Here is a 13104-nt window from a genome sequence, read left to right on the forward strand (position 1 = left end):
ACTTTGCCGCCGTTGTGCGCGGTTATTTTCTTGGGCTTGCTCCGCGTGCCCAACTTCGCGGTGAAACTCGCAGAGCTTGGCGAGACGAGCAGTGGCGCCGCAACGGTCGGCATCGGCGTCGGCGTGAACGTTGCGGTCGCGGTCGGTGTAGCGGTTGCAGTGGGCGTCGCGGTCACGGTCGCGGTGGGAGTGGAGGTCGGCGTCGCTGACACTGTCGCCGTCGTAGATGGTGTGGCGGTAAGCGTGGAAGTCGCGGTAGCCGTGGCAGTTGGCGTGGCAGTGGCAGTAGCCGTGGTCGTAGCTGTCGCAGTAGCGGTCGCGGTGGCCGTCGAAGTCAAAGTTGGCGTGATCGTGGGCGTCTTAGTAGCTGTCGCGGACGCTGTCGCCGTTGCAGTCGCGGTGGAGGTCAAGGTTGCGGTCGCGGACGCCGTGGCGGTCGCAGTTGCCGTGGTAGTCGCCGTGGAAGTCGCGGTCGCGGTCCGCGTGGAAGTCGCGGTCGCGGTGCGCGTGGAAGTCGCGGTCGCCGTCGGCGTCGCGGTCGGCGTTGCGGATCAAGTAGTCGTCGCGGTCGGCGACGGTGTGCCGGTGCTCGTGGCGGTCGCCGTGATCGAAGGCGTTGGCGTCGGGGTCGGGGTTGCGGAACCGGCGGAGGTAGGCGTTGACGTCGGCGTCGTGCCGGGCGAGCCCTCGCCGGACAGCTCGAATATCCCGCGGCCGTGAGTTGCGGCGAAGACCACGCCGCTCAGGTTCTGCTCGATATCGAAAACCGCTACGGCCGGAATCACCCCGAGGTTAAACGGCGCCCAGGTCGTTCCGCCGTCGGTCGTTCTGAAAACGCCGATGTCGGTCGCGGCCAGCACCGTCTGGGCCGTAGGGTCGTTGCGATCGACCAGCAAGCGCAACACTGGAACGTCTGGCAGCGCATTTGCGGGCGGCGGACTCTGCATGGTCGGATTGCCGTCGGCCTGCGTCCAGGTGCCGCCGAAATCGCTCGTCACGAAAACGTGGCCTATGCCTGTCGCCGACGTGAAGCCCGAAAGGCTCAGCCAGGCGACGCTGGAATCGAACGGGTCGATCGCGATTCCGGTCGCCTGCGTGGAATCGGGAAACACGATTGGCGGCAGTTGCGCGGTCTTGTCGATCCACTCGGCGCCGTTCGGCTGACCGGCGGTGACCTGGAGGTTGGCTTGGTCGGTGGTGAAGATCTTAAACCGCGTTGGACGAAAGGTCGTGTTGGTTTGCATCGCGAGTGCGTAAGCTTTGGTGTCGTCCGACGGCGCGATCTCGAGGTCCTCGAGCGCACACGCGCCGCTGTTGCATCCGCCTGTCAAATCCTGGGTCGTTTGCTGCGACCACGTCGAAATCCCGTCATTGGACACGTAAACCGAATGCGCGCCGAACAGCACGCGCTGGGCGACGGCCGGATCGCTCGCGAGCGGCGGAAAGTAGGCGGCGCCGTAGTCGCCCGCCGTCGCCATCGCGGTCTGCAGCGCTGCGCTCGAAGCGGCGGAAGTGAATGTGGTTCCGCCGTTGGTCGAGCGCGAGACCCATGCTCCGGCCGTAGTGGTCGCGAAGGAATGATAGGCGAACAGCGGGTTCACCGTGTCGAAGAGCGCGAATCCGCCGTCGAGGTTATCAACCTGTGTCCAGCTCGACGCCGGCGGCTGCGCGGCGTTGTAGAGCGCGGTGCCGTTGTCGATAAATCCCGCCAGCACAACAGTGCTGTCAGTCGGATGAGGACCGACTGATTGCGCTTGCGCGACGCTGAGGCTCGTGTTGAGCGCCGTCCAGTTAAGGGTGCCGACGTCGAAGCGATAAATGCCGCCGTCGTTGCCCAGATAAAAGCTGTGCGCGCTCGCGGGATCGAATGCGATCGCGTGCTGATCCGAATGCGTTCCGCCACTCGGTGCGAGCGAAGTCCAATTGGTGCCGCCGTTAGTTGAGCGGTAGATTCCCACGCTGCCGAAGACGACGGTGGCGCCGGTTGCGTCGGCGGGATCGACCGCAATCGTCTGGTCGAAGAACGACTGCGAAAAGTCGCTTGAGTTGGACCCGTCGATCATCGTGCCGCCGACCGTTGCGCTCGGCACCGACGCCTGGGTCCATGTAACGCCATCATTGGCTGATTTGTAGAATCCCGCGAACTCGATACCGTCGGCCGCGCCTACTATCGCATACGCAACACCGTTCGTGGCGGCGACGCTTGCGCGGCCGACGCCGCCGGTCAAGTTGGGCAAGCTGGCTTGCGTCCAGCTGAATCCGGAATTCGACGAGCGGAACACGCCGACGCCAAGAATCGAAACGAGCACGGCCGCCGGCGACGCGGGATCGATCACGACTGACTCCGCGGGACATGGATCGTTGGTGAAGTACGGGCACGCGCCGAACGTTCCCGCGGGATATGGAATCCAGGACTCGCCGCCGTCGCTCGAGCGCCACAGCCCATTCTGGCTGAAATCACCCTCGACCCACGACGCGTCCGCCCGGTTCGCGCTCGAGCTGTAGGTCACCGCCGCGTAGATCGTTCGCGGCGTCTGCGTGGTATCAACCGCGAGCGAGGCGATCGACGCGTGCGCGAAGTTGCTTGCGCCGAGTTGCGTCCAGCTGACGCCGAGATCGCTCGAGACGAACACTCCCTCGCCATAGTATGAGTCGGCCGATCCGTTGCCTTCGCCACTGCCGACGTAGAGCGTCGGATTCGGGCTGGTGGTCGTGTCGAGTGCGAGCGCGCCCACCGACAACGTGGGTTCGAGGTCGAATATCGGCACGAATGCGGCGGCCGCGTTGGCGCGCATCCACACTCCCCCGTCGCCGGTGCCGGCGAACATGCGCCCGCTCACGGTCGGATCTGTGACAACGGCGGTAACCCGTCCCGTCACGCCGGCTAGAGCGGTCCCCAGCGCGACGCCGCCGAAGGTCGGAATCTCATTCAGCAACGGCAGAGGACCGAGCGCACTCCATCCCAGGGAAACCCCCGCTTGCGCCGAGCCTGCGGTTTCCAGCGTCGAGCTTGCAGCCGCATCGCGCTCTTGTCGGCGCATCTGAGCGACCGCCTTGCGATATGCGTCGCGCGGCACTCCAAAGTTCAGTCCGCGCTTGCTGATGAAGAATCCCTCGCGCGCCACGCGATCGCGCGCGCGCAACGACCCGGTCGAGTTGCGATCGTCGCGCGTCGATCGCGGCGTCGCGCGCATCGGAAGAAACAGAATTACCCCGAGACCGGCTCCGAGCATCAAACTGGCCGCAGCGAACAGCCTTGGCGAAAAACCTCTGGACAAAGCGAAGACCCCCCTTCGACCCGCGTCCAGTAGTCACTCTACTATCATTATATATACGAACTAACTACTCAGTGAGTACTAAGTCGATTACCTATTTGCTATTTCTGCGGTCTATCTGAATAGTCCTTTGGCTACGATAGGCAGCACTGTGCCCTGCCGCTGTACGCGGAAGAACAAGAGTGCTCGACGAAAGATCGCGGGCTACGGCGGTCAGGCTGCGGCGATTCGGAAGCCAATCTTCGGGAAGTGATTCACGATCCTGCCCAATTCCGGCACAGCGCGCTCGATTGCGATCTCGTGAATCGTACTGACGACTACTCTGCCGGTCACCGGATCGAAGGCGTAGTCGTCCGGCGTCACCGACACGCGGGTGCCGGCCTTGAGTCCGTTCGGATCGCTCGCGTCTACGTTCTCCGCCGTGGCGGGAGTGCTGTCCTTCGCCGCCTTCAGAGCCTCATCGGGATCCATCGGGCGCACGTCGCCGTAACCCATCGCGTCGACGCGCTCGAACCAGCGCATGAGGTGCGTGAACTTTTGCGCGAGGCCGAATGAGGTCGGCTCGATGCGCAGGAACCACACCGGCTGGAAGCAGGCGGCATCGGCAAGGCTGAACGACTCACCAAGCAGAAACGACGAGATCGTCAGTTGCCGATCGAGGATCTCTAGAAACGCGCGCAACTGGTTGCGCGAATCGGGCGCGCTGCGTGCGATATCGGCCACGTTCGCGCCCGGCATCATCTTCGAACGGTCCTCGATGAATTCCCTGGGCATCACAAGCTTCTCGAAAATCACGGGCGTCGTGGACCAGAACAGACGCCGGTCAGCCCATTGATTCATCGTGTCGGCGGCTGCGGTGAGCCCGCCGGGATAAAGCGTAGGCTCGGGTTTCAGCTCGTCGATTTTCCTGATGATTATTCCCGTGTCGCACCATACGTCGGCTCCGATTTGGAGCGCGGGAATGCGCCGGTAGCCCCCTGTCAGCGGCACCAGCTTGGGCTTGGGCATGATCACCGGCTGCTCGACCGAGCGCCAGGTAATTTTCTTGTGCGCGAAGATTTTGCGGATTTTCTCGGAGAACGGCGAGGTCGCATATTGATGCAGAATTATCTCGGGCACGATTTCCTCCGGCAGACCAATTTACGGGACACTTCTTTCTTAGCGCATAGCTGACTTTTGCGTAACTGCCGAGAAGCGAGGACCTTCATTTCTTTTTAACATTGGGTGCAGGGGTCACCCCTGCAATTTCCGCTCGCCACCTGAAAACTGATACCTTCGCGAACATGCATGGCCATCACGAATTCGATTTGTACGAAGCGATCTACACAACGCGCTCGATGCGCCGGCTGAAGCCTGATCCAGTGGCGCCAAATCTTATCGTCAAGGTGGTCGAAGCGGCCACGATGGGACCGAGCGGGCATAATCGGCAGCCGTGGTTTTTCATCGTCGTCACGGAACGCGAGGCGAAAAATTTTGTCGCGGAACGTTATCGCAAAGCGTGGGAAGTCGTGTTCACACCGGCAGAGCGCGAGGTTGTTGCCAACGATCCTCAAAGCCAGCGCGGCCGAAACTTGCGCTCGGCAAAATATCTCGCTGAGCATATCGCCGACGTGCCCGTGATGATCTTCGCGTGTGTGAAAAAATACACCGATTGCGCGCGCGCCGGACAGCCGATGTGGGGCGCGATTTACCCGGCGATTCAGAATCTGTGCCTGGCCGCGCGCGGCTACGGACTCGGCACCTCGATCACCGGGATGCATACGATGTTCGCGAAGGAAATCGACGCGATGCTCGGCGTGCCGCCTGAGTACGCCAACGTCATCCTGATTCCGATGGGCTATCCGAAGGGCCGCTGGGCGCGCCCCGATCGCAAGCCGGCCCTGCAGGTGACGTTCTGGGAAAAATGGGGAATCCGGCGCGAGAGCGTGCCAGATTGAATCACACGTCGATGACAGCAAGCACGAAGTTGCGCTGAATCTGATCGCCCGCCTTGACGCGAAACTCCGCGAGGCGCCCGCTGGCCGGCGCCTTGACCGGTATCTCGACCTTCATCGACTCGATCACCATCACTTCGTCGCCGCGCACGACCTGCGCACCGGCCTCGACCGACAGTCGCAGCACCTTGCCCACGGCGGGGCTCTTTATATCCATTCGCTCAGCGGTCCTTTGATCGAGTCTTGTCGAGCGTGATAGCAGGCACGGCTCACATGTACCAGCGCTGAAAAAACGCCTTGTGTTTTCGGGGCGCTTGGTTGTAGAGAAACTAAATCAGCGCACTGGTCCGGCTAATGGGGAAACGGCATGAATAGTTTTGTCGCGGCTCGAACGCTCACTGAATATCCGCGCGGCAGCCATCGATGGTCGCTGCTCATCCTGACGGTGCTCGCGTCGATTCTTGGCGCGTACGACTTCCAGCTCGCCCCGCTGCTGCCAATCCTGCTGCCGTACCTGCACATGAGCCACACCGCGTATGGCGCGTTCATCACGTTCACCGTGCTGATTTCCGGCGTCTCAGCATTCTTCGGCGGCCCGCTGGCGGATCGCTACGGCCGCGTCCTCATCATCGACGTATGTCTTGGCTTCGTCACCGTCCTGTTGTTCTTGAATGTACTCATCACCAACATCGCGACGTTTGTGACCCTGCGCCTGTTGATGGGAATCGTGGCTGGCCTGACTGCCGGCGCCGGCGCCGCCTTGATTCGCGACATGTCGCCGCGGCTCAGCCGCGCGCTCGCATTCGGATTGCTGACGATCGGTCCGGTCGGCGCAAACTTCCTCGCCAACTTCGTCGCGGGCGCGACGCTGCCGATCTATCACACCTGGCAATCGCAGATTTGGATCATGGGATTCTTCGCGATCGCGATGTACATCCCGATTGTGTTGTGGCTGTGCGATTTAAGCCCCCAACTGCGCATGCAGATTATGAAGACCGAAATCCAGGCGCTCGCCGCCGAGGGACGCCTGCCCTCCGCCTCTGAACTTCCGTCCAGCACCAGCGACGCCTTCCGGCGTCTGCTCGGCCACATGGAAGTCTGGCTGCTGGTAATCGGGATCACAGCGAATCTGACGTTGTACTTCGCGATCCAGGGTTTCGGCCCGTTGATGTTCACCGAGGCGTTTCACTACACACCTGCCGAAGCGGCAAAGATGAACGAATACTTCTGGCTGGCGAACCTCGGCGCCCTGGTGTTAACAGGGCTGGTCTCCGATCGCTTGCAAACACGCAAACCGATCGCAATCTTCGGTGGGGTACTCGCCTGCATCCTCATGGCCTGGTGGATTCCAACCTTTGGCCGCGAGCTTCCACGCGCCACCATGACAATGGTCGCGTCGCTGATGGGATGCTTCCTCGCTATCGCTTACGTGCCGTGGGCCGCCCAGTTCTCGGAGACTCTCGAGGACGTGTCCCCCGCTCTGCAAGCGACCGGATGGGCCTTCTTCGGGTTGATTGCGCGCGGATGGGTCGCAATCTCGGCGCCGCTGTCGCTCTACGTTGCGGTCCATTACGGATGGGGCCAGTGGGTAAAGGTCGCGCTCGGCGGAATGATTATCTACATCGTAGCGATGGCGTTCTCGCGCGGCCACGCCGCCGTCGAAGAACACGCGCACGCCGCACCAGCGCCCGATCGCGTAACCGCGGGCTAGTCGCCCGCACTACGGGCGCATCGTCCGCGTGCGAATCCCCAGCTGCGTCGGAACTATCTCGTACGCCTGATGCACCCAGTCGACGAGTAGCGGCCGCGTGTCGCGCGGATCGATTATCTCCTCGATGCCGAACGCTTCCGCGGTGCGCAGCGGCGACCGTATTGCGTTGAATTTATCCTCGAGCTCCTTGCGCAACTTCTCTGGATCGCTCGACGCCGCCAGGTCGCGCTTGTACGCCGCCTCGATTCCGCCCTCGATCGGCAACGATCCCCAATCCGCCGACGGCCACGCGTAGCGCAGATTCAACCCGGTCGTGATTCCGTGCCCCGCGCCCGCGACGCCGAACGCCTTGCGCACCATGATCGCGACCAGCGGCGTCGTCGTCTGGAACATCGCATACAGCGCGCGCACGCCGCGCCGAATCGTCCCCGCCATCTCGGCCTCGCGCCCAATCAGGAATCCCGGCTGATCGACGAAGTTCACCACCGGCAGATGGAACGTGTCGCAAAGGTCGACGAACTTGACCATCTTGTCCGAGGCCGGCCCGTCAAGCGACCCGCCAATCGAAAACGGATCGTTCGCCATCACGCCAACCGGAAATCCGTCGAGCCGCGCGAATCCAGTCACCAGCGACGGCCCGAAGTACGGCGTCATCTCGAAAAATGAATCGCGATCCATCACAAGCTCGACGATTCGCCGCACGTCATAGCCGTGGCGTCGATTGCGCGGCACGATACTGATCAACTCCTCTTCGCGACGAGCAGGGTCGTCGTCAGGCGTGATTCGCGGCGGCGCATTCCACACGCTCTGCGGCAAATACGACAGGAAGCGGCGAATCTGCGCGAACGCGTCGTCCTCGCTCTCGGCCTCATTGTCCACCGCGCCGCTCATGTGCGCGTGGATTTCGGAGCCGCCGAGTTCTTCCTTGGTCAGGTCCTCGCCCACGCCCCATTTGACGACGGGAGGTCCCGCGACGAACAACTGACTCGTCCCGCGGATCATCACCGAGAAATGAGACGCCGCCACGCGCGCCGCACCGATCCCCGCGACCGATCCCATGCATCCCGCGACGACCGGCACCTCGCCCATCAACTTTACCAGCACGTCGAAATCCGGATTGGCCGGGACGTAGGTCCGCTTGATCGTTTCGAACGAGCGCACGCTGCCACCGCCGCCGGTTCCGTCCACCAGCCGGATTATCGGGATATGCAGTTCATGCGCGATCAGTTCCGCGTAGCTCCGCTTGTTACCGATATTTGCGTCCGCCGCACCGCCGCGCACCGTGAAGTCGTCGCCGCCGACCACCACGCGCCGCCCGTTGATCCGCCCGGTGCCGCCGACGAAGTTCGCCGGCATGATCGTCGCAAGCGTCTCGCCCTCGTACTTAGGCGCTCCCGCCAGCGCGCCGTACTCGTGGAACGTCCCAGCGTCGAGCAGCCGCTCGATCCGCTCGCGCACGGTGAGCTTGCCGCCGTCATGCTGCCGCTTGATGTTCTCAGCCCCGCCCATCTGCTTGGCAAGCTCGACGCGGCGGCGAATTTCCTCGACCTCTTTCTCCCACGACATACGATTCTCCTGACGAGTGCGATTCCCGATCCTATAGACCACGACAAGATTGAATGTGAAACCCACCGTGGGTTTCACGCTTCCTTGGGCAGGGGTGACCTCCTTCGGCTGCGCTCAGGAGAGGCTCTGCACGCGGTCCTCTCGTGTCATTCAGAGCGAAGCGAAGAATCCCGGCTTCTTGTGTTATTTCGTTCGGCCGTCGCGGCCTCCGATACCTCGCCCGTTGCTCTACGGGAGAGGTGGCCGGCGGGCGCAGCCGCCGGTAGGTGAGGGTTGCGCGATTCAAGCTGCACACGTGCACGTCACTGTCCGCTCCGCGTGTTATCTCTTTGAGCGAAGCGAAAAATCCTGGATCCGCCGCGCGCAATGGCCGCCAATTTTTTAAGAAGTCGTCAGAAATGGCGCTGCCCGGTTGGAGTTTTCACGAAAACGTTTCACGTGAAACGTTTTTTAGTTCAGGAGAACAAACCGCGAATAAAGCTTTATGTGAACGCTCCGCGATTTTCAAAACCGGTACCAGCTTCGCTGGCACGAATCTGTCCGAGATCCTGTCCCTGCGCTCGCGTTGCTCGCTTCGCTAAGGATGACAGATGAGCGCAGGATGCAAGCAATGCCGCGGAGTTACGCGTTGCGGGCGTTTCTCGTTCGCGCTCTTCCTGTTAGCTTCGATGGAGCTGCGTTTTTTCGCTATGACGACGACTACTAGCTCTGTGCCGAATCCGCGGCGCGCCGTACTCACCGGATGGGGGCGGTATCCGCTTTCTGAGAGCGATGTCTATCGGCCTGATCGAATCTCCGAGCTGCGGGCGGTAGTTACCGGCAACTCATCCTCGCTGATTGCGCGGGGGGCGGGGCGGGCTTATGGGGATGCTGCGCTTAATGATCAGAATCGGGTGGTCGATTTGACGCGGTTGAATCGGATGCTCTCGTTCGACCCCACCTCGGGCCTTTTGCGATGCGAGGCTGGAGTTACGATTGCGGAATTGATCGACGTGTTTTTGCCGCGCGGGTTTTTTCCGCCGGTCACGCCGGGGACTCGCTTCGTGACGCTGGGCGGATCGGTCGCCGCGGACGTGCATGGGAAGAATCACCATCGCGATTCATCGTTGGCCGCGCACGTGACCAGTTTCGACCTGATGGTCGCGTCGGGCGAGGTGCTTCGATGCTCGCGCGAGGAAAACTCGTCGCTGTTCTGGGCGACCGTCGGCGGGATGGGGCTCACGGGCGTGATCCTCGAGCTTGAACTGCGGATGCGGCGGGTTGAGAGCGCTTATCTCGAAGGAGAGTTGATCCGCGTCGGAAATGTTGACGCGGCGATCGAGGCGTTCGAGCGGACCGAGGCGCAGTACGGATATTCGGTCGCGTGGATCGACTGCAACAGCGGCAAGTCCAAGCTCGGCCGCTCCGTACTCAACCTCGGCAACTTTGCGACGCTCGACGCGCTACCGCAAAATCTCGCGCAGAATCCGCTGAGCACGATGCCGAAGCTCAGCCCGATCGTGCCGTTCGATTTTCCCGGCTTCGCACAGAACTCTCTGAGCGTCCGTGCATTCAACGCGGCGATCTATGCGACCCATCGCGAGAAGCCGCACACGATCTTCGACTGGGAGAGTTTTTTCTATCCGCTCGACTCGATTCGCCACTGGAACCGGATCTACGGCAAGCGCGGCTTCGTGCAGTACCAATGCGTGTGGCCGCTCGACGAGAGCCGCACGGGGCTGGTCGAAGTGCTGGAAGCGATCGCGCGCAGCCGGCGCGGATCGTTTCTCACCGTGCTGAAGAAGTTCGGCGCGCAGGACGGCATGCTCTCCTTTCCGATGCCGGGTTACACGCTCGCGCTCGACTTTCCAGTCGCGGACGGTTTGCTTGAATTTCTCGACACGCTGGACGCGATGGTGCTGAAGCGCGGCGGCCGCGTGTACCTGGCCAAGGACGCACGCATGGCGCCCGAGACCTTCCGCGCGATGTACCCGAACCTCAAGAATTGGCAGGCGGCGAAGGCCGTCGCCGATCCGGACAACCGATTTTCGTCGAGCCTGTCGCGCAGGCTCGGGATGTGCCCGGCGTGAAGAGCGGCGCCCACGTTTCCACATCGATGAACCCGTTGCAAAACTTCCACGCACGCGTTCCGGGCAGAGGCGGAATCTTGAATCGCGCGCAAAAAAAACGCGCGCTGTATAAGGACCCTCACCTTCGATCCTCTCCTTGGCAGGGAGAGGGGAAGAGCTGCGAGCCGGGTTTACGCGACGGTCTCCTTGCAGGGAGACATAAGCCGATCAGGTTAATTAAAGCCATCCACGATGACTAAAGTTCTGATTCTTGGCGCCACCAGCCCGATCGCGCGCGCACTCGCGCTTCGGTTCGCATCGGATGGAGCGCGGTTGTATCTCGCGGCCCGCAACGCCGACGAGGCTCGGCGCGTGGCCGAGGATGTCAGCGTGCGCGCGGGAGTGGCCGCTCTTTCCGGTACCTTCGACGCATCGGACTTTGCCTCGCATGACGAGTTCGTCCGTCATGCCGCGGGCCAGCTGGGCGGACTCGACGGCGTCGTCGTGTGCTTCGGCACCCTCGGCGACGAAGAAGTAGCGCAAACAGATCCAGATGCCGCGCTCGCCACGATTCATCAGAACTTCACCGGCGCCGCGTCTTTGATCACGCTCGCCGCGCGCCATCTCGAGCAGCAGCGCTCCGGGTTTATCATCGTGATCGGATCGGTGGCCGGCGAGCGCGGCCGCAAGAAAAATTACGTGTACGGCTCGGCCAAGGGCGCGCTCGCCACTTTTGCGCAAGGCCTGCGCGGACGCATGACCGCCAGCGGCGTGCATGTGATGACGGTGAAGCTCGGCACGGTGGATACACGAATGACCTGGGGACGCGAGGGCGCCCTGCTCACGATTACACCCTCCAGGGCCGCCGACCTGATCTACGCGGCGTATCGCAAGCGCGCCGAAGTCGTATATTTGCCGTGGTACTGGCGCTTGATCATGGGCGCGATCCGGCTGATTCCCGAGAGCCGCTTCAAACGCATCAGCTTCTAGGCAGGGGTGACCCCTGCACCCGGTGTTAAGAGAGCTGGCTCTGGTGTTTTTGCGCAAGCAATCGACAAAAATACTCGACGGTGGAAAATTTCTCGGGCGAAGTCGAAAACATAAAATGAAAGTAAAGCTTGAAGTTGCTGTGCTGGTTGCGCTGGCGGTTCTGTCGATCACCGAATCACCGCGCGCGGCCGTGAGTCCCGGCGATACGATCACGAAGGATCAGGCCGACAGGGTCGCCGAGCTCGTGAGTCCGGGGAATCTGATCCTGGTTAAGCAGGGCATGTCGATGAAGATCGTGCCGACTGAGCGGCTCGAGTGGCCGCCGCCGTACAAGTCCGCGACTGAGAAGTATTCGGCGCAAGTGAGTCTCGCCCCTAACGGTACACTGAAGAATTACCTGGCCGGGCTCCCATTCCCGCTGGTCGATGCGAACGATCCGCAGGCCGCGCTGAAGGTGATGTGGAATTTCAGCTACCGGCCGCTCTACACCGACGACGCGATATCCAAGAACGTCGAGATTGCGAGCTTCAGGCCGGGCTCGACGCCGGCCGACCCGGTCGAGCATTTCACGATCGGCAACGTGGGATTTTACAACAACACCGGGCGCACCGAGGTGAATCCGATCCCAACCGATCCGGAGGCGACGAGGGCGGGAATCCGGTATCGCTTCGGCGCGTACCCGTTTCTGGAGCCGTCGGAGATGCGGGGCTTCGGATTTATCCGTTACCGCAGCCTCGATCCGAAGATCGAGGATAACAGCTGGATGATGAATCCGCGTACGCGGCATACGATCCGCGCTTCGGCCAGTGAACTCTCGGATGTCCTCGGCATTTACCAACCGGGCGCGGGAGCCGGTGCGGGAGCCGCCACCTACGCGAGCAATCTCGATCCGGATTCGTTCTTTGGCTTCGCCGCGAAGATCGAAGATTTCAATTACAGGTTCCTCGGCGAGAAGCCGATGCTCGCGGTCGTGCATGCGGAGAATTCTCCGGCCAAGGCGTGCCCGACCGACGGCGGACGGACGATTTGCCCGGAGAATTGGGAAATGCGCCAGCTCTACGTAATCGAAGCGGATGCGAAGCAGGCCTCAGCGATCAGCAGTGGCGTTTCGATTCCGAAGCGGATTTTCTGTATCGACTCCGAGGGATGGTTCATCACAGCGTCGGATCAATACGACCGCGAGGGCAAGCTGTGGAAGACCATCGCGACGTTCAATGCGTATCGCGACAGGCCAATTCCGGACGCGCGGGTGGCGATCTGGCCGTTCAAGCGGATGTTCCAGACGGCTTTGGTCGATGAAGACGTCGGGACCGGCTTCTCGACCGTCGTGCGCTCGCCCGGAGTTGAGACCGACGAGCATGAGAGCTGGTACATCAACATGGGAATCGCGACGGAGAATGTTTTCAATCCCACGACGATGTCCAACGCGGCGCATTAGGAATCGTAAGTGAAACCCACCGTGGGTTTCACGCTTCCTTGGGCAGGGGTGACCCCTGCACCCAGTGTTAAGAAAGATGCGGGGCCTCGCCCCTGCTAGAACTTGAGTTTAACAGGACGCTTGAGTCTCTCCATGCGGCTCG

Annotated in this window: 10 protein-coding genes; 6 read left to right on the plus strand and 4 right to left on the minus strand. The window is 62.0% G+C overall.

Going from position 1 to position 13104, the window contains the following annotated elements; genetic code table 11:
- Positions 1 to 551 precede the first annotated feature (551 nt).
- Positions 552 to 3233, minus strand: coding sequence for a WD40/YVTN/BNR-like repeat-containing protein (locus VJX68_RS11820; RefSeq protein ID WP_324095898.1), 2682 nt, complete (start codon positions 3231 to 3233; stop codon positions 552 to 554).
- A 255-nt stretch (positions 3234 to 3488) separates the two neighbouring features.
- Positions 3489 to 4394 (minus strand): glutathione S-transferase family protein, encoded by a 906-nt coding sequence (locus tag VJX68_RS11825; protein ID WP_324095899.1) that lies wholly within the window; start codon positions 4392 to 4394, stop codon positions 3489 to 3491.
- A gap of 164 nt (positions 4395 to 4558) precedes the next feature.
- On the opposite strand from VJX68_RS11825, the gene VJX68_RS11830 reads away from it, so the two are divergent.
- Positions 4559 to 5212 (plus strand): nitroreductase family protein, encoded by a 654-nt coding sequence (locus VJX68_RS11830; protein ID WP_324095900.1) that lies wholly within the window; start codon positions 4559 to 4561, stop codon positions 5210 to 5212.
- A gap of 1 nt (position 5213) precedes the next feature.
- Here the strand turns inward: VJX68_RS11830 and VJX68_RS11835 are convergent, their stop codons facing one another.
- Positions 5214 to 5426: an acyl-CoA carboxylase biotin carboxyl carrier protein subunit gene (locus tag VJX68_RS11835; RefSeq protein ID WP_324095901.1), complete on the minus strand. Its 213-nt coding sequence runs from the start codon at positions 5424 to 5426 to the stop codon at positions 5214 to 5216.
- A gap of 150 nt (positions 5427 to 5576) precedes the next feature.
- Here VJX68_RS11835 and VJX68_RS11840 point away from each other — a divergent pair, with 150 nt between their 5' ends.
- On the plus strand, positions 5577 to 6920 hold the full coding sequence (locus tag VJX68_RS11840) for an MFS transporter (protein ID WP_324095902.1): 1344 nt from the start codon (positions 5577 to 5579) through the stop codon (positions 6918 to 6920).
- A gap of 9 nt (positions 6921 to 6929) precedes the next feature.
- Here VJX68_RS11840 and VJX68_RS11845 read toward each other — a convergent pair whose 3' ends face one another.
- The gene (locus VJX68_RS11845; RefSeq protein ID WP_324095903.1) at positions 6930 to 8486 is read right to left on the minus strand and encodes an acyl-CoA carboxylase subunit beta; all 1557 of its coding nucleotides are present in this window, start codon (positions 8484 to 8486) and stop codon (positions 6930 to 6932) included.
- A 329-nt stretch (positions 8487 to 8815) separates the two neighbouring features.
- On the opposite strand from VJX68_RS11845, the gene VJX68_RS11850 reads away from it, so the two are divergent.
- From VJX68_RS11850 to VJX68_RS11865, 4 genes are all read left to right on the plus strand, one after another.
- On the plus strand, positions 8816 to 9067 hold the full coding sequence (locus VJX68_RS11850) for a hypothetical protein (RefSeq protein ID WP_324095904.1): 252 nt from the start codon (positions 8816 to 8818) through the stop codon (positions 9065 to 9067).
- A gap of 9 nt (positions 9068 to 9076) precedes the next feature.
- On the plus strand, positions 9077 to 10555 hold the full coding sequence (locus tag VJX68_RS11855; protein ID WP_324095905.1) for an FAD-binding oxidoreductase: 1479 nt from the start codon (positions 9077 to 9079) through the stop codon (positions 10553 to 10555).
- Positions 10556 to 10786: 231 nt separating this feature from the next.
- Positions 10787 to 11524: an SDR family oxidoreductase gene (locus tag VJX68_RS11860; RefSeq protein WP_324095906.1), complete on the plus strand. Its 738-nt coding sequence runs from the start codon at positions 10787 to 10789 to the stop codon at positions 11522 to 11524.
- A gap of 115 nt (positions 11525 to 11639) precedes the next feature.
- A complete protein-coding gene (locus VJX68_RS11865) occupies positions 11640 to 12962 on the plus strand; it encodes a DUF1329 domain-containing protein (RefSeq protein ID WP_324095907.1) in 1323 nt (440 codons plus the stop codon).
- Positions 12963 to 13104: the final 142 nt, after the last annotated feature.

Source organism: Binatus sp. (SeqCode), from assembly GCF_035272065.1.
Lineage (GTDB): Bacteria > Desulfobacterota > Binatia > Binatales > Binataceae > Binatus.